This window comes from Arthrobacter sp. BGA-UO-ETr-C19 (genome assembly GCF_059568005.1).
The window spans coordinates 1-18,411 of sequence record NZ_JCAQPC010000022.1 but is presented as its reverse complement, the minus strand read 5'-3'; the positions used below and the strand labels follow the sequence as shown (position 1 = coordinate 18,411).

The 18,411-nt window shown below is 64.2% G+C and carries 19 protein-coding genes; 10 read left to right on the top strand and 9 right to left on the bottom strand.

What is annotated here, in order from left to right:
- The first annotated feature begins 3 nt into the window (after nucleotides 1–3).
- Complete coding sequence (locus AC57BR_RS14960; protein ID WP_496361905.1) at nucleotides 4–1,080, top strand: quinone-dependent dihydroorotate dehydrogenase; 1,077 nt, start codon at nucleotides 4–6, stop codon at nucleotides 1,078–1,080.
- A gap of 120 nt (nucleotides 1,081–1,200) precedes the next feature.
- Here the strand turns inward: AC57BR_RS14960 and AC57BR_RS14955 are convergent, their stop codons facing one another.
- Nucleotides 1,201–1,791, bottom strand: coding sequence for a DUF3043 domain-containing protein (locus AC57BR_RS14955; protein WP_496362319.1), 591 nt, complete (start codon nucleotides 1,789–1,791; stop codon nucleotides 1,201–1,203).
- Nucleotides 1,792–1,920: 129 nt separating this feature from the next.
- On the opposite strand from AC57BR_RS14955, the gene AC57BR_RS14950 reads away from it, so the two are divergent.
- The 5 genes from AC57BR_RS14950 (at nucleotide 1,921) to AC57BR_RS14930 (ending at nucleotide 7,104) form a co-directional block, all read left to right on the top strand.
- A complete protein-coding gene (locus AC57BR_RS14950; protein WP_496361903.1) occupies nucleotides 1,921–3,366 on the top strand; it encodes a dipeptidase in 1,446 nt (481 codons plus the stop codon).
- Between the two features lie 160 nt (nucleotides 3,367–3,526).
- Nucleotides 3,527–3,916, top strand: coding sequence for a HesB/IscA family protein (locus AC57BR_RS14945; RefSeq protein ID WP_496361901.1), 390 nt, complete (start codon nucleotides 3,527–3,529; stop codon nucleotides 3,914–3,916).
- A gap of 185 nt (nucleotides 3,917–4,101) precedes the next feature.
- The gene (ctaC, locus tag AC57BR_RS14940) at nucleotides 4,102–4,974 is read left to right on the top strand and encodes an aa3-type cytochrome oxidase subunit II (RefSeq protein WP_331569378.1); all 873 of its coding nucleotides are present in this window, start codon (nucleotides 4,102–4,104) and stop codon (nucleotides 4,972–4,974) included.
- A 10-nt stretch (nucleotides 4,975–4,984) separates the two neighbouring features.
- Nucleotides 4,985–6,706: an aa3-type cytochrome oxidase subunit I gene (gene ctaD, locus AC57BR_RS14935; protein WP_496361899.1), complete on the top strand. Its 1,722-nt coding sequence runs from the start codon at nucleotides 4,985–4,987 to the stop codon at nucleotides 6,704–6,706.
- Nucleotides 6,703–7,104, top strand: coding sequence for a cytochrome c oxidase subunit 4 (locus tag AC57BR_RS14930; protein ID WP_102974540.1), 402 nt, complete (start codon nucleotides 6,703–6,705; stop codon nucleotides 7,102–7,104). Before ctaD ends, AC57BR_RS14930 begins: the two co-directional genes overlap by 4 nt.
- A gap of 80 nt (nucleotides 7,105–7,184) precedes the next feature.
- On the opposite strand, the gene AC57BR_RS14925 is transcribed toward AC57BR_RS14930, so the two are convergent.
- Nucleotides 7,185–7,478, bottom strand: a complete 294-nt coding sequence (locus AC57BR_RS14925; RefSeq protein WP_496361896.1) for an HPr family phosphocarrier protein — start codon at nucleotides 7,476–7,478, stop codon at nucleotides 7,185–7,187.
- Nucleotides 7,479–7,662: 184 nt separating this feature from the next.
- Here AC57BR_RS14925 and AC57BR_RS14920 point away from each other — a divergent pair, with 184 nt between their 5' ends.
- Nucleotides 7,663–8,454, top strand: coding sequence for a GntR family transcriptional regulator (locus AC57BR_RS14920; protein ID WP_003800861.1), 792 nt, complete (start codon nucleotides 7,663–7,665; stop codon nucleotides 8,452–8,454).
- 112 nt (nucleotides 8,455–8,566) lie between these two features.
- On the opposite strand, the gene qcrB is transcribed toward AC57BR_RS14920, so the two are convergent.
- The 4 genes from qcrB to ctaE all read right to left on the bottom strand — a co-directional run bounded on the left by qcrB (nucleotide 8,567) and on the right by ctaE (nucleotide 12,901).
- A complete protein-coding gene (qcrB, locus tag AC57BR_RS14915; protein ID WP_496361894.1) occupies nucleotides 8,567–10,237 on the bottom strand; it encodes a cytochrome bc1 complex cytochrome b subunit in 1,671 nt (556 codons plus the stop codon).
- Nucleotides 10,215–11,285, bottom strand: coding sequence for a cytochrome bc1 complex Rieske iron-sulfur subunit (gene qcrA, locus AC57BR_RS14910; RefSeq protein WP_496361892.1), 1,071 nt, complete (start codon nucleotides 11,283–11,285; stop codon nucleotides 10,215–10,217). The genes qcrB and qcrA overlap by 23 nt, the downstream gene beginning before the upstream one ends.
- Nucleotides 11,286–11,385: 100 nt before the next feature.
- Nucleotides 11,386–12,174, bottom strand: a complete 789-nt coding sequence (gene qcrC / locus AC57BR_RS14905; RefSeq protein WP_496361890.1) for a cytochrome bc1 complex diheme cytochrome c subunit — start codon at nucleotides 12,172–12,174, stop codon at nucleotides 11,386–11,388.
- An 88-nt stretch (nucleotides 12,175–12,262) separates the two neighbouring features.
- Entirely contained in the window at nucleotides 12,263–12,901 is a 639-nt protein-coding gene (gene ctaE, locus AC57BR_RS14900) for an aa3-type cytochrome oxidase subunit III (RefSeq protein ID WP_217491537.1), read from the bottom strand.
- A 148-nt stretch (nucleotides 12,902–13,049) separates the two neighbouring features.
- On the opposite strand from ctaE, the gene trpD reads away from it, so the two are divergent.
- The gene (gene trpD, locus AC57BR_RS14895; RefSeq protein ID WP_496361888.1) at nucleotides 13,050–14,108 is read left to right on the top strand and encodes an anthranilate phosphoribosyltransferase; all 1,059 of its coding nucleotides are present in this window, start codon (nucleotides 13,050–13,052) and stop codon (nucleotides 14,106–14,108) included.
- Between the two features lie 82 nt (nucleotides 14,109–14,190).
- On the opposite strand, the gene AC57BR_RS14890 is transcribed toward trpD, so the two are convergent.
- Entirely contained in the window at nucleotides 14,191–14,472 is a 282-nt protein-coding gene (locus AC57BR_RS14890) for an Lrp/AsnC family transcriptional regulator (protein ID WP_003800871.1), read from the bottom strand.
- Between the two features lie 110 nt (nucleotides 14,473–14,582).
- Nucleotides 14,583–14,993 carry a DUF3054 domain-containing protein gene (locus tag AC57BR_RS14885; protein ID WP_496361885.1) on the bottom strand — a complete coding sequence of 137 codons (411 nt, stop codon included), beginning with the start codon at nucleotides 14,991–14,993 and terminating at the stop codon, nucleotides 14,583–14,585.
- A 97-nt stretch (nucleotides 14,994–15,090) separates the two neighbouring features.
- Between AC57BR_RS14885 and AC57BR_RS14880 the strand changes: the two genes are divergently transcribed.
- On the top strand, nucleotides 15,091–15,474 hold the full coding sequence (locus tag AC57BR_RS14880; protein ID WP_496361883.1) for a VOC family protein: 384 nt from the start codon (nucleotides 15,091–15,093) through the stop codon (nucleotides 15,472–15,474).
- Between the two features lie 126 nt (nucleotides 15,475–15,600).
- Nucleotides 15,601–16,377, top strand: coding sequence for a glycoside hydrolase family 16 protein (locus AC57BR_RS14875; RefSeq protein WP_496361881.1), 777 nt, complete (start codon nucleotides 15,601–15,603; stop codon nucleotides 16,375–16,377).
- 61 nt (nucleotides 16,378–16,438) lie between these two features.
- On the opposite strand, the gene AC57BR_RS14870 is transcribed toward AC57BR_RS14875, so the two are convergent.
- On the bottom strand, nucleotides 16,439–18,202 hold the full coding sequence (locus AC57BR_RS14870) for a thiamine pyrophosphate-dependent enzyme (protein ID WP_496361879.1): 1,764 nt from the start codon (nucleotides 18,200–18,202) through the stop codon (nucleotides 16,439–16,441).
- Nucleotides 18,203–18,411: the final 209 nt, after the last annotated feature.

The window sequence follows — 18,411 nt, the reverse complement described above, 5'->3', positions numbered from 1 at the left end:
GGCATGCGCGTATACCCCACATTTTTCAGGCTGGCCTTTTCATGGATGGACGCCGAACGCGCCCACAAGATCGGTTTCAAGGGAATCCGGCTGGTCCATTCCGTGGGAGCGGGCCGGCTGCTGGAACGGTTCACGGCACCGCCGGCGTCCCTGCAGACGAACGCGCTAGGCCTGACCTTCCCGTCGCCGTTTGGGCTGGCCGCCGGCTTCGACAAGGAGGGCCACGGGATCGAGGCCCTGACGGAGCTTGGATTCGGGCATGTTGAGGTGGGCACCATCACCGGCCAGGCGCAGCCCGGCAACGAAAAGCCCCGGCTGTTCCGGCTGGTTGAGGACCGGGCCGTCATCAACCGGATGGGATTCAACAATGATGGGGCGTCTGCCGTGGCTCCGCGGCTGAAGTCCGCCCGGGCCGCGCTGCAGCGGCGCCATGCCAAGGTGCGGCCCGTGATCGGCGTCAATATCGGCAAAACCAAAGTCGTGGAGCTTGAGGACGCCGTGGAGGACTACCTCATCAGTGCCCGCGGCCTCGCCCCGGCAGCGGACTACCTCGTGGTGAATGTCAGCTCGCCGAACACGCCCGGGCTCCGGCTCCTGCAGAATGTGGAAACCCTCCGGCCGCTGCTGAAGGCAGTGGGGGAGGAAGCAGACAAGTCAGCAGGCCGTCACGTCCCGCTGCTGGTCAAGATCGCCCCTGACCTCACCGACGAGGACATCGACGACGTCGCCCGGCTGGCCATGGACCTCGGCCTGGACGGCATCATTGCCACGAACACCACAATCAGCCGCGAGGGGCTCGATTCTGCAACGGAAAAGGTGGCGGCCTGCGGTGCCGGCGGCCTGTCGGGTGCTCCGCTGAAGAGCCGTTCACTGGAGGTGCTGCGCCGGCTGAAGTCGGTCACGCAGGACAGGCTTACGCTGATTTCCGTGGGCGGCGTGGAGACCGGCCAGGACGTCCAGGACCGACTGGACGCGGGCGCCACCCTGGTACAGGGCTACACCGCCTTCCTGTACGAGGGACCGTTCTGGGCCGCCCGGATCAATAAGGAACTGGACAGGAACCGCCGGAAAGCCCATTAAACGGCGGAAAGCGCGGTACGCGCGTTAAACACAGCAGCCCGGCGGTTACACCGCCGGGCTGCTCTGTTCAGGTCCGGGACCGACTCCTGACAGGCTGGGCCGCAGGAGGAAGACGAGGAATCAGGACGGGTACTGCCCGCGGCGGACGAGGGGCTTGGGCAGGCGAAGCTTGCGGAATTGCAGCGAACGCATGGAGCCGTACCAGACCGTGCCGCGCTCAACTTCGCCGAACTTTTCGGCGAGGCGCTTGCGGAGTTTGCGGGAGAGGATGAACACGTCCACGAAAACAGCCAGGAACATCACCCAGAAGCCGCCCAGCACGTAAATCATCATGCTGCTGTTGGACGGCACGACGAGCGAGATGATGACGAACACCAGGGCGCCGAACATCAGGTACTCGCCCAGGCTGAAGCGGGCGTCCACGTAATCACGGGCAAACCGCTTCTGCGGACCCTTGTCGCGGATCGGCAGGAACCGTTCGTCGCCGGTATCCATTGCCTGGCGCATCTTCAGGCGCTGCTCCTGGGCGGCGGCACGTTCCGCTTCCTTGGAGGCCTTGCGGTCCTCTGGCACCAGGGGGCGCTTGCGGGCTGCTTCCTGTGCTTTGCGCTTGGGCGTGGGCGCGCCTTTGCCCGCTATTGCGGCTGCCTCGGCAGCCTGCTGGTCAACTACATCCTGCGCCGCTGGCGCTTCCTTTTTACGTCCGAACACCACAACAGAATACCTTGGCGGGCTGTGCCCCCGGTCATGCCCGGCTGCCCGCGGAACGCCATGCCGGGGCAGCCGGAGTCCGCCGCCGGCGATGTTTGTTGTGGCGTGTGACACAGGTAGTGTTTGGCCATGACTACATTCCCTGCGGCGACCCCGCAAGAGTACGACGCCCAGCAGTTTGAGGGGACAGCGGCCGGCGTCGACAGCGACGCCCTGCGGGCGGCCGTTGATGCGGCCTTCGACACCACAGTTGCCCAGCTGAAGGACCTGGTGGCCATACCCGGCATCGCCTGGCCCAGCTTTGACCCCGCCCCGCTGGACGCCAGTGCCGAAGCCGTCGCCAGCCTGGTGCGCGCGGCGGGCATCGGGGACGTCCGGATCCTGCGGTGCGACAAGGAAGACGGCGCCCCCGGCGGGCCCGCCGTCGTGGCACGCCGCGAGGCCGCGCCCGGCAAGCCGACCATTCTTCTATACGCCCACCACGACGTCCAGCCGCCCGGCGATCCGGCGCTGTGGGAGTCCGAGCCGTTTACCGCCGTCGAACGCAACGGGCGCCTCTACGGGCGTGGCGCGGCCGACGACAAGGCCGGGATCATGGCCCACGTTGCCGCCTACGGCGCCGTCACCCGGGTGCTCGGTGATGAATTCGGGCTGGGCGTCACCCTGTTCTTCGAAGGGGAGGAGGAAGCCGGTTCGCCGACCTTCAGGACGTTCCTCGAAACCCACCGCGAACTGCTCCGTGCCGACGTCATCGTGGTGGCCGATTCCAGCAATTGGAAAGTAGGCGTGCCGGCGCTGACCACCAGCCTGCGCGGACTGGTCGACGGAACCATCGAGGTGCAGGTCCTCGACCATGCCGTGCATTCGGGAATGTTCGGCGGCCCGGTGCTCGATGCACCTACCCTGCTCTCGCGCCTGATCGCCACACTGCACGATGACGATGGCAGCGTGGCCATCGCTGGGCTGGTGGGCCGGGACGAAACCGCCGTGGACCTTACCGAGGAGGAGTACCGGGCAGATTCGTCCGTGCTCGACGGCGTGAAGCTGGCAGGCACGGGGACCATCGCCTCGCGGCTGTGGACCAAGCCGGCGCTGTCGATCATCGGCTTCGATGCGCCGTCCGTCAGCGTGGCCTCCAACACCCTGCTGCCCCGCGCCCGGGCCAAGTTCAGCCTGCGGCTGGCCCCCGGACAGGACCCGGCGGAAGCCATGGAAGCGGTGCGCCGGCACGTTGAAACCCGCGCGCCGTTCGGCGCCAAGGTGACCTTTACGCCGGGGGAGAGCGGCAACGCCTTCCAGACGGACACGGGTTCGGCGGCTGCCGGCATCGCTATGTGGGCGCTCGGCGAGGCCTGGGGCGTTCCGGCCGTGGAAATGGGGATTGGCGGTTCGATTCCGTTCATCAGCGACCTGACCGAGCTGTACCCCGAGGTCCAGATCCTGGTGACGGGCGTGGAGGACCCTGATTCGCGCGCCCACTCCGCCAACGAGTCGCTGCACCTCGGGGACTTCCGCAACGCGGTGGTTGCCGAGGCCCTGCTTTTGGCGCGGCTGAATTCAGAGGGGCTCCGCTAACAGGCCGCGGAGGGAACAACGAAGGGCCTGGGAGGGTTACGCCTGAAGTTAGAGCTCCGCGCCGGATCGACGTAGCATGTAGTTATAGCCCGTACTGTTTCCGTAGGGGTAGGCACCGTGCAAGCGGGGCAGCCACAACCGTCGTTAGTAAGGTAGGCCAATGAGCACAACGACCAATGAAAACAGCACCGAAACCACCGGCACGGCCAGTGAGGAACTGGCGAGCCACGAAGTTCAGCTGACGGACGTTGCAGCAGGCAAGGTCCGGAGCCTCCTGGAGCAGGAGGGCCGCACCGATCTTCGCCTCCGGGTAGCCGTGCAGCCGGGTGGCTGCTCCGGCCTCATTTACCAGCTGTACTTCGACGAGCGCCTCCTTGAAGGTGACGCGGTACGCGACTACGACGGCGTCGAGGTCGTCGTCGACAAGATGAGCGTGCCTTACCTCAGCGGTGCCAGCATCGACTTTGAAGACACCATCTCCAAGCAGGGCTTCACCATCGACAACCCGAATGCGGGCGGCTCATGCGCCTGCGGTGATTCGTTCCACTAAAGGGTAAGTAAGCCCTTCGTGAACCTCTTGGCGGCGCCGGTGAAAACCGGCGCCGCCACACGGTGGGGACATGTGGGCGAAAACCTGCGGGGAGCGGTAAGCTCTACACCGAGTAGTAAAACTTTTAGTGTGCCCGGGAAGCTTTTTGCCGCCCTGGCAACAGCAACAAGTAGGAAGGGCCGTCTGTGAGTTCGCAGAACCGAACCGGCAGCCGACGCAAAACGATCACTACGATCACTGGCTTGGCAACTGCCGGCGCGTTGGTTTTGACTGGATGTTCGCCAGAGGTAGAGAAGGGGTGGCTGCCCACTGAGCGTGGCACCACCAATCACACTGACCGCATCATGGACCTCTGGGTCAACTCATGGATTGCCGCCCTCGTGGTGGGCATCATCACTTGGGGCCTGATCGTCTGGTGCCTCGTTGCCTACCGCCGCCGCAAGGGCACTGTGGGCTTCCCGCGGCAGACCAGCTTCAACCTGCCCCTTGAGGTCTTCTACCTGACGATCCCGCTGTTCATGGTCCTGGTGTTCTTCTACTTCACCGACCGTGACCAGCAGGCGATCGATGACCGCTCGCAGCCGGCCGACGTCGTAGTGGACGTCCGCGGCAAGCAGTGGGCATGGGACTTCAACTACAAAAAGGGTGACGTCGTCACCGAGGACCTCCACGAAGCGGGCGTCCAGGCGCACCTGACGGGTGAGGCGATCAACAAGGACAAGCTCCCCACCCTGTACCTGCCCGTCAACAAGTCCGTTGACCTGGAACTGAACTCGCGCGACGTGATTCACTCCTTCTGGGTTCCGGCGTTCCTGCAGAAGAGGGACATGATCCCTGGCAAGACCAACTACATCCGGTTCACCCCCACCAAAGAGGGCACCTACGACGGCAAGTGCGCCGAGCTCTGCGGTGAGTACCACTCCGAGATGCTGTTCCGCGTCAAGGTTGTTTCCGAGTCTGAATTCCAGGCTCACATGAACCAGCTTCGCCAGGACGGCAACACGGGCCTGCTTGGTGACGAGTACGACCGCAACCCGAACCTGAACGCAACGAAGTAAGGGAAGCGAAGTGGCTACTTACACCCAGACCCCCGGGATCCTTGAGGCTCCCGTAGTTCCCAAATCCAAGGGGCGCATCGTCGTCAACTGGATCACCTCCACGGACCACAAGACCATCGGGTACATGTACCTGATCGCGTCCTTCGTGTTCTTCTGCTTCGGCGGCGTGATGGCCCTGCTCATCCGCGCCGAGCTCTTCGAACCGGGTATGCAGATCCTGCAGACCAAGGAGCAGTACAACCAGCTGTTCACCATGCACGGCACTGTCATGCTGCTGATGTTTGCCACCCCGCTGTTTGCCGGCTTTGCGAACGTGATCATGCCGCTGCAGATCGGTGCGCCGGACGTCGCGTTCCCCCGACTGAACGCGCTGGCCTTCTGGTTCTTCCTGTTCGGCTCCACCATCGCCGTTTCCGGCTTCATCACCCCGCAGGGTGCTGCATCCTTCGGCTGGTTCGCCTACGCGCCGCTTTCGAACACCACCTTCAGCCCCGGCGTCGGCGGTGACCTGTGGGTCTTCGGCCTGGCACTGTCCGGCTTCGGCACCATCCTGGGTGCGGTCAACTTCATCACCACCATCATCTGCATGCGCGCCCCCGGCATGACCATGTGGCGCATGCCGATCTTCACCTGGAACACGCTGGTCACGGCCATCCTGGTCCTGATGGCGTTCCCGCCGCTGGCCGCAGCACTCTTCGCCCTCGGTGCGGACCGCCGCTTCGGCGCCCACATCTTCGACCCGGAGAACGGCGGCGCCGTCCTGTGGCAGCACCTGTTCTGGTTCTTCGGCCACCCCGAGGTGTACATCATCGCGCTGCCGTTCTTTGGCATCGTGTCCGAGATCTTCCCGGTCTTCAGCCGCAAGCCGATCTTCGGCTACAAGGGCCTGGTCTACGCGACCATCGCCATTGCTGCCCTGTCCGTAACCGTGTGGGCGCACCACATGTACGTCACCGGCTCCGTGCTGCTGCCGTTCTTCTCCTTCATGACCATGCTCATCGCAGTCCCCACCGGTGTGAAGTTCTTCAACTGGATCGGCACCATGTGGCGCGGTTCGCTGACGTTCGAAACGCCCATGCTGTGGAGCATCGGCTTCCTCATCACCTTCCTCTTCGGCGGCTTGACCGGTATCATCCTGGCCTCCCCGCCGCTGGACTTCCACGTCTCCGACTCCTACTTCGTGGTGGCCCACTTCCACTACGTGGTGTTCGGCACCGTGGTGTTCGCGATGTTCGCCGGCTTCTACTTCTGGTGGCCGAAGTGGACGGGCAAGATGCTCAACGAACGCCTCGGCAAGATCCACTTCTGGCTCCTGTTCCTGGGCTTCCACGGCACCTTCCTGATCCAGCACTGGCTCGGCGTCGAGGGCATGCCCCGCCGCTACGCCGACTACTTGGTCGAGGACAACTTCACCTGGATGAACCAGTTCTCCACCATTGCCTCGTTCGTCCTGGGTGCGTCCCTGATCCCGTTCTTCTGGAACGTGTACATCACCGCACGCAACGCCGAGAAGGTTCAGGTTGACGATCCCTGGGGCTTCGGTGCCTCGCTGGAGTGGGCCACGTCCTGCCCGCCGCCGCGGCACAACTTCACGTCCCTGCCGCGCATCCGCTCGGAGCGTCCGGCTCTGGACCTGCACCACCCTGAGCTCTCCCAGTCACACACCGTTGAGTCGCCGGCACCTGCAGCAAGCGTGCTCGGCAACGCCGATCAGAAGGACACAGCGCAATGAGAATCGAGTCATGGATTTTTGGAGCAGGAGTCTTCTTCTTCGTTCCGGTTTCCATCATCTACGGCTTCCTCACCAACTGGTCTGAGTGGGTCGGCATCCTGGGCATCCTCCTGGTGGGTGGCCTCGCGGGCATGATCGGTGCCTACCTCGGCTTCACCGGCAAGCGCGTGGGCATGCGTCCCGAGGACCGCGCTGACGCCGAAATCCACGAAGGCGCCGGCGAGCAGGGCCACTTCAGCCCCTGGAGCTGGTGGCCGTTGGTCCTGGGCCTGTCCTGCGCCGCAGGATTCCTCGGCCTGGCCGTAGGTTTCTGGATCGTGTTCATCGCCGGCGGCATGGCGCTGGTGGCCCTCGTGGGCTGGGTCTACGAGTACAGCCGCGGAGACCACGCACACTAGCGTTTCTGTTCCATAGAACGACGGCGGGCCCCACCATTTTGGTGGGGCCCGCCGTCGTTCTTCTTGTGTTTAACCCGGTACTAGCTGGCCTTCTGTGACGCGAGCAGCTCTACGAGACCGGAGAGGGCCGCTTCGGCCTCACCCAGGCTCTTGCCCGCAGGCAGGGCTGATTCCTTGACCGCCAGCTCAACCTCGCAGCCGTAGTTGAAGTCGGCAGTCATGACCTCGAGCAGGGAGCGGGCATCTACGGCGTCAATGCCGTCTTTGCGGATGGTCACCGGTAACCCTGTCTCCGTGACCGCGCGGACGAACACCGCTGCCGGTCTGGCGTGCAGGCCGATGGCCGCAGAAACGATTGCCTTACGAACGGGCAACTGGACTCCTTCGTCTTGGACGGGATGGCACATTGGGGGGAAGCCGCCGTCGTCTTTCCATTTTGTTCGTCTCTAAGAATATCGGCCCCTGTGCCGCCAATCTGCCGGGGACGGGTCTGGTCTAGACCTGTGTCCGCGTTGGCTTACCCTTGAACTGTGAGCATGCAATACAGGAGCGGCCGCCGTGGCGGCTAACGTGGCCGGCATAGCCGGTGAAATCGATAGAACCAGCGGGACGCCGATCTACGTCCAGCTCCGTGAGATCCTCAGGACCTACATCGCGACGTCCTGCCCGCCGGGTTCGGCGCTACCGTCCGAACGGGACCTCGCCGAACGTTTCGGCCTTGCCCGGATGACCGTCCGCCAGGCCATCGACGCCCTGGTGGGGGAGGAGGTCATCGAACGGGTAGTCGGCCTGGGCACGTTCGTCCGGAAACCGAAGCTGGACCTGCAGGTCAAGCTGACCTCCTACAGCGAGGAGATGCAGCGCCGCGGCATGGTCCCGGCAGCGAAGGTGCTGAGCTTCGAGCAGATCGCAGCCAGCGCCTTCCTGGCCCGCGAACTGCAGCTGGAGGAGGGAACACCTCTGGTGCGCTTCCGCCGTCTCCTGCTGGCCGATAACGAGCCAATGAGCGTGGATGAGAACTTCATCCCGGCCCACCGGGTGCCGGGGCTGCTCGACGGCGAGCCGCCCACCTCGCTCTACAACGTCCTGAGCGAACAGTTCGGCCTGGTCATGGAATGGGGCGAGGACATGATTGAGGCCACGGCCGCGTCGCCCTCCACCGCCCGGCTGCTCAACGTTGAAATCGGCGCGCCGCTGCTGAAGATCCAGCGGCATGCCTTTGTTGCCAGGGCGATGGTGGACTATTCCGTGTCCTACTACCGCGCCGACCGGTACAAGCTCTGGGTGCCGCTGCAGCGTCCCGGAGTCCGGCCCACGCGCAACTACGCGTCGGGATACCGGCAGCAGTAGCCTGCCGGCTGCGGCCAGCGTCCAAGGCTTCTGTTCGGGGATACAGAGAAGGCCCGGTCCTGGTGGACCGGGCCTTCTCTGTGTGCTTCGTGGGTGAAGCGGTGCTGCCTTTTTAGTGGCTCAGGGTCTTCTGTCCCTCGCCGGCTTCAACGGCCTCGTGGTGGCCGTGGCCGGCTTCCAGCTCGGCGGGGGTTGCCGGAGCAACCCGGTCCTCGAAGAACCAGCGGGACAGCTTGGCGCGGCGGTTTTCCTTGCGGGTCACCACACCGTGCTCGTTCGGCTCGGCGGGCAGCGGTGCGAGCGACTCGAAGCCAACAAGCTTGTAGCGCTTGTACTCGTCGAGGGGAGCGTGCACCTCAATGAACTCGCCGTGCGGGAGGCGGACGATGCGCCCGGTCTCGCGGCCATGGAGGGCGATTTCGCGGTCCTTGCGCTGCAGGGCCAGGGCCACGCGCTTGGTGACGACGAAAGCGATGACCGGCCCGATGAAGAACAGTGCACGCAGCCAGTACGTGACGTCGTTCAGTGCCACGTGGAAGTGCGTTGCAATGAGGTCGGAGCTGGCCGCGGCCCACATGACGCAGTAGAACGTGAAGCCGGCCATGCCGATCGCCGTACGCGTGGGAGCGTTGCGGGGACGGTCCAGGACGTGGTGCTCGCGGTTGTCCTTGGTGATCCAGCGTTCGATCCACGGGTAGGTGAACAGCACGGTGAACACGAGGCCTGCAGGAACGAGCGCCGGAAGCAGGACGTTCAGCGTCAGCACGTGGCCGAAGATGATGTATTCGAAGTGGAAACCGCTGACCACACCGGGCATCAGGCGCAGGGCGCCGTCAACCCAGCCGATGTACCAGTCAGGCTGGGTGCCTGCGGATACGGGGGAGGGGTCGTACGGGCCGTAGTTCCAGATCGGGTTGATGGTGAAGAACGCAGCCATGAGCGCGATGACACCGAACACGATGAAGAAGAAGCCACCGGCCTTCGCAGCGTAGACCGGGCCAAGCGGGTAGCCAACGACGTTGCGGTCGTTGCGGCCCGGGCCGGGGTACTGGGTGTGCTTGTGGACAACAACCATGAAGAGGTGAACGACGATCATGAGCAGGATCAGTGCCGGCACGAGCAGGATGTGCAGCGTGTAGAGGCGGCTGATGATGACCGTTCCGGGGAACTCTCCACCGAACAGGAAGAACGAGATGTAAGTGCCAATCACGGGGATCGACTTGATCACGCCGTCGATGATGCGCAGGCCGTTGCCGGACAGCAGGTCATCGGGGAGGGAGTAACCGGTGAAGCCGGCAGCCATGGCCAGGATCAGCAGGACACCGCCCACCACCCAGTTCATCTCGCGGGGCTTGCGGAACGCGCCGGTGAAGAACACACGGAGCATGTGCACTGCGACGGAGGCCACGAACAGCAGCGCTGCCCAGTGGTGGACCTGGCGCATGAACAGGCCACCGCGGACGTCGAAGGAGATGTCCAGCGAGGAGCTGTAGGCCACGGACATTTCGACGTTCTTCAGCGGCGTGTAGGAGCCGGCGTAGTGCGTCTCCGCCATCGACGGATCGAAGAAGAACGTCAGGAACGTGCCGGACATGAGGAGGATGACGAAGGAGTACAGCGCCACCTCGCCAAACATGAAGGACCAGTGGTCCGGGAATACCTTGCGGCCGAATTCGCGGAGGATCCCCGACCCGCCGACGCGCTCGTCGACGAAGTCAGTGAAACGTCCGACTTTGGTGTTGGCTACGTAGGCGGGGGCTTCAGCTCTTGATGCTGCGCTCATGCTCATCACGCTCCCAGTAACTTGGTCCTACAGGTTCTTTGAAGTCGCTGGTGGCGACCAGGTAGCCCTCATCGTCAACTGCGATGGGCAGCTGGGGGAGCGGGCGGCTGGCCGGGCCGAAGATAACCTTGCATTCCTGGGTCAGGTCGAAGGTTGACTGGTGGCACGGGCACAGCAGGTGGTGCGTCTGCTGCTCGTAGAGGGCAACAGGGCAACCGACATGGGTGCAGATCTTGGAGTAGGCAACGATGCCGTTGTAGCCCCAGTTTTCGCGTCCCGCGGAGGGGTTCAGCGAGCCCGGGTCGAGGCGCATCAGCAGAACGACGGCCTTGGCCTTTTCGTTCAGCTTGCCTTCGTGCAGTTCGTTGAGGCCCTCCGGAATGACGTGGAAGGCGGAACCGATGGTGACATCCGAGGCCTTGATGGGGGTTCCATCGGGGTCGCGGGTGAGGCGCTTGAGCTTGCCGTCCTGCGGGGCCCACATGGTGTGCGCCAGCTTGTCGTCCGGGCGCGGTCCGAGGTCACCGAAGATGGCGATGGCCGGCAGGGGAGCCAGTGCCACTGCGCCAAGCAGGGTGTTCCGGATGAGGGGACGGCGCTTGATGCCCGTTTCCTCGACGATGTCGTCAACGATGCGGACCGCAGCCTGACGGTCGTCCTCAGTGCGGATCGCGTGGCGTTCCTCGGAGACTTCGTGGTCCGGCATCAGGGCTTTGGCCCAGTGCACGATACCGGTGCCGATGCCAAGCATGGCGAACGCTGTACCAATGCCGAGCAGCGCATTCTGCAGCCGGATGGTGGCAATGCTGGAGTCGTCTCCCAGGTCGATGGCGAAGTACGCCACCAGGAAGACCACGGTGCCAATGACTGAGGTTGCGAACAGAGCAGCAACCTGCCGTTCTGCCCGCTTGGCGGCCTTCGGGTCCGTGTCAGCCAGGCGCAAGCGGTGCGGGGGAATTCCAGGATCCTGGAATTTCTCCACCTCATGCTGACCAGCCGTAGCTACGGTGCCCGAGTGGTTCGGACTGCCGTCACTATGGTTGCCCATGATTCGCCTCATCCTTCTCTCGTCTCGGCCTTTGCCGAGTTATGTTCAGTTCCAAACCTGCTGTGCAATCAGCAGGACGTTCTTGTTGTGCCTGGTGTGGCTATGACGATCGGGACGTCAGCCAGATGGTGAAGGCGATGATGACGCCCAGGCCGGCGATCCAGACGAACAGGCCCTCAGAAACAGGACCAAGTGCACCCAGGTCTGCGCCGCCCGGGGAACCGTTGGCCTCAATCTGCTTCAGGAAGGTGATGATGTTGCGCTTGCCTTCAGGGGTGATGTTCGAGTCGTTGAACACCGGCATGTTCTGCGGTCCGGTCGCCATTGCTTCGTAGATGTGCTTGCCCGTGACGTCGGCCAGGGCCGGGGCAAACTTGCCTCGGGTGAGTGCACCGCCGGCTGCTGCGGCGTTGTGGCACATGGCGCAGTTCACACGGAACAGCTCGCCACCTTCGGCGGCGTTGCCCTTCTCATCCAGGTATTCCTCGGCCGGGATAGCCGGACCTGCACCCAGCGAAGCTACATATGCAGCCAGCTGGTGGGTCTGGGTGTCGTTGAACTGGGCCGGCTTCTTGTAGGCCTGGGGGCCGTTCATCTGCATGGGCATGCGTCCGGTGCCGACCTGGAAGTCAACAGCGGCGGCGCCGACGCCAACCAGTGAGGGACCATCCTGCGTTCCGCTGGCACCCATGCCATGGCAGGTGGCGCAGTTGGCTTCGAAGAGCTTCTGGCCTTCCTGTGTATCGCTGGCGGTGAACTCTGCAGTGCTGGCTTTGGCCTCGTTGACGGTGGTGGCAACGGCGTACAGCCCACCAGTGAGGAGGAGGCCCATCAACAGCAGGGCTATTGCTGCCAGTGGGTGACGTCGCTTCTGCGAGAGTGCCTTCACGTGGTGGTTCCTTTATTCGATCGTGCGTCGGCTCCGTGAGCCGCTTCTTGAAATTCGTTCTCTTGGAGAAGAGGGAGAAAAATCTGGACTACTTGAGGACGTAGATGACCAGGAAGAGGCCAATCCACACGACGTCCACGAAGTGCCAGTAGTAAGAGGTGACAATCGCCGAGGTCGCCTCGAAGTGACCGAACTTCTTTGCGGCGAAGGAGCGGCCCATGATGAGCAGGAATGCGACCAGGCCGCCGATGACGTGCAGGCCGTGGAAGCCGGTGGTCATGTAGAAGGCAGAGCCATAGGCGTTGGAGGACAGCGACACGTGCTCAGAGACCAGCATGGCGTATTCCGTGGTCTGGCCGGCAACGAAGAATGCGCCCATGAGGAAGGTCAGGGTGAACCATTCGTTCATGCCCCAGCGCGTGAACTGGAGCGGCCCGCCGCTGCGTCGCGGCTGGAGCCTTTCGGCGGCGAAAACGCCCATCTGGCAAGTGAAGGAACTTGCCACGAGGACGATGGTGTTAACGAGCGCAAAGGGGAAGTTGAGCTTGGCCGTCTCTTCCGCCCACATCTGGCCGGAAGTGGACCGGAGTGTGAAGTACATGGCGAAGAGGCCGGCGAAGAACATCAACTCACTGGAGAGCCAGACGACGGTCCCGACGGAGACCATATTCGGGCGGTTCAGCGTGGGGTGCGCGGGGGTACTGGGGGCATGGGTCGCAGATGTCACATAGACATTATGTCTGTAAAACTTCGGCTTGCCCAACGCAAACCGCCTTTTGCGGAGACTTTTTCTACAAAGACGCGAAATCGCGCTGAAAAGTTCCCGGGGACGTTCACATTGGTCTTTGCGACGGGCACCTCGATAGCATCAGGAGGTGACTTCACAGGTATCGGCACCGGCGGCAGGCAACACCTGGCCGCGCCTCATCTCGGCACTGTTGAACGGCGAACACCTGAGCGCGGACAGTACGTCATGGGCCATGGACACCATCATGTCGGGGGCCGCCACACCCGTCCAGATCGCCGGTTTCCTTGTGGCGCTGCGCGCCAAGGGCGAGACAGTGGAGGAGATCGCCGGCCTCGTTGACGCCATGGTGTCCCATGCCAATCCGATCTCCATCTCCGGTGAAAAACTGGACATCGTGGGCACCGGCGGTGACCAACTCAACACTGTGAACATCTCCACCATGGCGGCGCTGGTCTGTGCCGGAGCGGGCGCAAAGGTCGTTAAGCACGGCAACCGGGCGGCGTCGTCGTCGTCGGGATCGGCGGACGTCCTGGAAGCGCTGGGGGTGCGGCTCGACCTGCCCATCGCCGACGTTGCACGGAACGCCGAGGAAGCGGGCATCACCTTCTGCTTCGCCCAGGTCTTCCATCCGTCATTCCGGCACACGGCGGTTCCCAGGCGTGAACTCGCGATCCCCACAGCCTTCAACTTCCTGGGCCCCCTCACCAACCCCGCCAGGGTGCAGGCCTCCGCAGTAGGTGTGGCGAACGCCCGCATGGCGCCGCTGGTGGCAGGCGTCCTGGCGCGCCGCGGCAGCCGCGGCCTGGTGTTCCGGGGAAGCGACGGCCTCGACGAACTGACCACCACCGGACCGTCAACCGTGTGGGAGATCCGCGGCGGCGAAGTGACCGAACAGACGTTCTCACCAAAGGACCTCGGGATCCGTCAGGCGACGGTCGAGCAGCTTCGCGGCGGGGACGCGCAGGCGAATGCCGCCGTCGTCCGCAATGTCCTGGCCGGGGAAACAGGCCCGGTGCGGGACGCTGTCCTGCTGAACGCGGCGGCCGGCCTGGTGGCGTACGACCTTCAGGCCGACGGTCCGCTCGCCGACCGCATGAAGCTTGCCCTGGACCGGGCTGCGGAATCCATTGGCTCAGGCGCAGCCGCTGCCGTCCTCGAGAAGTGGGTCAGCCTCTCGCAGGCATAAGGCATCGGGCAGCCTCAACGCACTAACGTCAGAGGGGCCAGGCACCCACAGGTGCCTGGCCCCTCTGTTGCGTTTAAGTGCCCTATTCCTCGAACCCCAGCGCGAAGGCGGCGTCGAGGTCATGCTGTGAGTAGGCGCGGAAAGCGATGTGGGTGGTAGTGTGCACGACGGCGGGGACCTTGGACAGCTTGTCGGCGATGACGTCCGCGAGGTCTTCGTGCTGGGCCACGCGTGCAACAGCGATCAGGTCCCATTCCCCGGTCACGGAGTAGACCTCGCTGATGCCCTCAATGGCGGATATTTCCTCGGCCGTTTCGGGGATGCGCGAGGCGTCTGTCTTGATCAGGACGAATGCGGTGATCACTGTGAACCCTTCCGGATCTGTTGAGCTGTGCTGCCAGCCTAATACATGGGCGGACCTGTACCTGGGTGGCCACGCGCCGGGCCGCCGGCTGCGGCGCTGCCCCGCTGGAGTCAGGCGCGGCGGCGGGCACGCAGTCGGAGGACTATGGCGACGATGAGGCGGTAGCCGAGGAGGAAAACCGCCAGGCTCAGCAGGGCCACGATCACAAACGGCAGGACCACGGTTTGTCCCGTGAGCGCGCGCAGCGCCATTCCGATGGCCACCGTGCCGAGCCAGACAGCCACCCCGGCCGGCCACAGCGCCAGGGGCCGCCGCCACACCTGCAGCAGCAGCCAGGCGACGGCTGCGCCGGCCAGGAATGGCCAGGCCGTGGCCAGGATTCCCGTCACTGATTCACCCCGCGCGTGGGCGTCGCGGCCGATCGCGGCAAAGATCAGGATGAGGATGAAATCGGCCGCAGCTGCGGCGGCCGCCGGGGCCGGAACCGCCCGTGTTCCGGAAGGGTCTGTCGTGGAAGGCATGCTTCCGAGCCTATCCGTTTTTACCGGGTCTTGCCCCGGCGCGAATATGCCGTGACGATGTCAGGCAGAACAATGGGCACGGCTTGAAGGAGTACTGGTGAAGTTCATCCAGATCGCGCAGCACGCCGAGGACCTTGACCGGGCGGCGGAGTTCTACTCCGCCCTGCTGGGCACCGCTCCGGCGGCGGTCTTCGAGCCGCCGGGACTGCTGTTCTTCGATCTCGACGGCGTCCGGCTCCTGCTGGAGCGGGGAGCGCCGTCGTCGGTGATCTACCTCGGTGTCCCGGATGTGCGGTCACGCGTGGCGGAACTGGAGGCCGCGGGAGTGGAGGTGGTCGGCGCGCCGCACGTGATCTTCCATCACGATGATGCGCGGCTCGGCCCGGCGGGTACTGACGAATGGATGGCGTTCATCCGGGACAGTGAAGGAAACACCGTCGGCCTGGTGAGCCACACGCCCGACGACGGGGCGCCGGGCTGAGAAAGCGCCACGGGACCACCCCAAACCCCAAGGTTTTCCCAAGAAGGCGTCAGTACCCTGTGCGCAGGGTACTGAACAGGATGCGTTGGGCGGGGCGCTGCGAGGGCTGCAAACCGAGGTGAGGTCATGCTGTGGAGGCGAAAGCTGGCAACGGCGATCATCGCTGCCGTTACGTTGAATGTGGCGGCAGTCAACCTGAACGGAGACTTCTCCGTGGGGAAGATGGACGGGGCACTCGCTGCAACTGTCGTGCCGAACGTGCAGGCCGCAGTATTGCGCAACTGGGGCCCGGTGGTAGCCGGCGACGAGTTCAACTATTTGGGGGCACCCAACCCGCTGAAGTGGAAGGTGTACGACAGCGTGGGCCATGACGGCAACGGGATCCGCAGCCCCAAGGCGGTGAAAGTTATCTACGGTGCGGCCTTCATCACCGGCGACGCCCATGGCACCACTGGCGGGATGTCCGCCAAGTTCGCACAGCAGAAGTACGGCCGCTGGGAAACCAGAATGAGAACCACTGTGCGGGATGTGGAGTACCACCCGGTGGTGCTGCTGTGGCCCAATGACAATAATTCGCCGAACTGCGCCGAGGTTGACTACGCGGAGGCGCTGGGCAACGTCAACGTGATCAAGTTCAGCCTGCATTACGCCTGCACCCGGTCCAACTATCAGACACGGGCGGCCAAGGCCATCGACCTTACCCAGTGGCACAACTACGCCGTCGAGTGGACCCGGACCGGAATCACCGGCTACATCGACGGCGTCCCCTGGTACATCGACACGAATCCGTCCCACCTGCCAACCGTGGGCATGCATCAGACGCTCCAGCTCGACTGGTTCCCGGACGGAACCGTCACCAACCAAACCCAAATGATCGTCGATTGGGTGCGCGTCTACCGGTAGCCGGATCAGAAAAGTTCTCCGGGGGACGACGGCGGGAGGTCCCGCCGTCGTCCGTTTTCTGTCAGGCGGTGGCCTGGTAGGCCTTGACCCGCTGTTCCACCACGAGGTGGATGAGGGCGAAGACGCCGTCCTCGTCGATGGCGGCCAACGCCGCGTCCAAGGCGGCGGGAACGTCCTTGTCCTCGGTAGCTGTAATGCCGAAGCCGCCAAAGGCCGTGGCCATCATGGCGAAGTTCGGATTCTTCAACTGGGTACCGGACACGCGTTCGGGATAGTGCCGCTCCTGGTGGGTGCGGATGGTGCCGTACTCCTGGTTGTCCATGACGATGATCAGCGGTGTGGCACCGTACTGGGCGGCGGTGGCGAGTTCCTGGCCATTCATGAGGAACTCCCCGTCGCCGGCAACCGTGACCACGCGGCGCCGCGGTTCAGCAAGTGACGCCGCGACCGCCGAGGGGATGGAATAGCCCATGGAGCCGTTCCGGGCGCTGATCATTGAGGCGTACCGGCGGGTGGGGAAGTACCGGTGGGCCCAGTTGGTGTGCTCGCCCGCCCCGAACGTCACCAGGGCATCCTCCGGCAGATGGGGGACCAGGTGTGCCATCAGGGTGTCCATCCTGGCCGGGCCCGGAGCGGGAGTGGACGGTGGGAGCGCAGCGAATGACTCCTGCTCGGCCCTCATCCGGCCCGTCCACGCCTTCCACTCCTCCTTCACTTGAAGATCAATGCCGGCCAGGTCGCGGACGAAGGCCTCGGGTTTCGCCAGGATCTGCCGCGAGACAGGGCCCGAACGGCCGCGCAGTGAGGGATCAATGGTGACCAGGAAGTTCTTCTTGCTCCAGTCCTGCCGGCAGACGAATCCGTCCGTAATCACGTCTCCCGGGACAGTGCCCACAAAGACGAGAAGGTCGGTTTCCTCCAGCAGGTCGTAGGTGGGGCGCGGGCGGCCGTACCCGATGGGGCCCACATAGGACGGGGAGTCAAAGGAAACTGTTCCCTGGGTCCGCCATTCCGCGGCGGCGGGAATCTGGTGCCGCTCCAGCCAGGCGGTCAGTTGATCAGCTGCGGACTGGGTCCAGTCGTTGCCGCCCGTCACGAACAGCGGCTTGTTGGACAAAGCCAGTGCAGCCTTCAGTGCTTCGACATCGTTGCTGCTCATGCCGCCGCCCGCCACCGGGATGGCCGGGTGCAGCGTCGGATCAATCAGGTCCCGGAGGATGTCCTCCGGCAGGCCCACCACCACCGGTCCCGGCCGGCCGCTCATGGCGGCAAACATGGCCTCAGCCACGATCTCGGATGCCCGCTCCGCGTGGTCAAGGACCATGACGCGTTTGGCACCGGTATCGAACCAGGCTTTGATGTCGAACTCCTGGAACGCCTCGCGGTCCCGGTGCGCGAACGGAATCAGGCCCACGAACAGCAGCATCGGCGTCGAGTCCTGCCAGGCGGTGTGCAGCCCCACGTGCGCGTTGGCTGCGCCGGGTCCCCGGGTGACCATCGCCACCCCGGGCCGCTGGTTCATTTTTCCGTCAGCCTCTGCCATGTACGCCGCCCCGCCCTCGTGCCGGCAGACAATGGTTTCAATATCGGAGCTATGCAGGCCGTCCAGGACGTCAAGGAAGCTTTCACCGGGAACCACATAAGTGCGTTCCACGCCATGGGCCGCGAGCGAGTCAACGATCACATGCCCGGCGGATTTCAGGACCGGGTGCGGTCCTGCGGGGACGCTCTCGCAGCCGGTCTGCGGGAGCCCTTGTTCCTGGGGCCGCCCAAGGTGGGGAGGGATGTCGGTTGCGGTCAAGATGGACTGAGACTCTGTTGTCATGTGCTTTCTTTGGCTATTCGGCGGGCCGGTGTGTGTAAAGCTGCGGATCTTTATCTGATGGGCGTCGGGTTGGCGATGACGGGGGACTTGCCGGTGAAGCCTTCGCGGGCTTCGGCGATTTCGTGGATGCGTTTGCGGCAGGCGTACCAGCCGGCGACCATGAGGGCGATGGCGATGAGGGTGACCAGGAGGGTCAGGGGTGAGTCGAT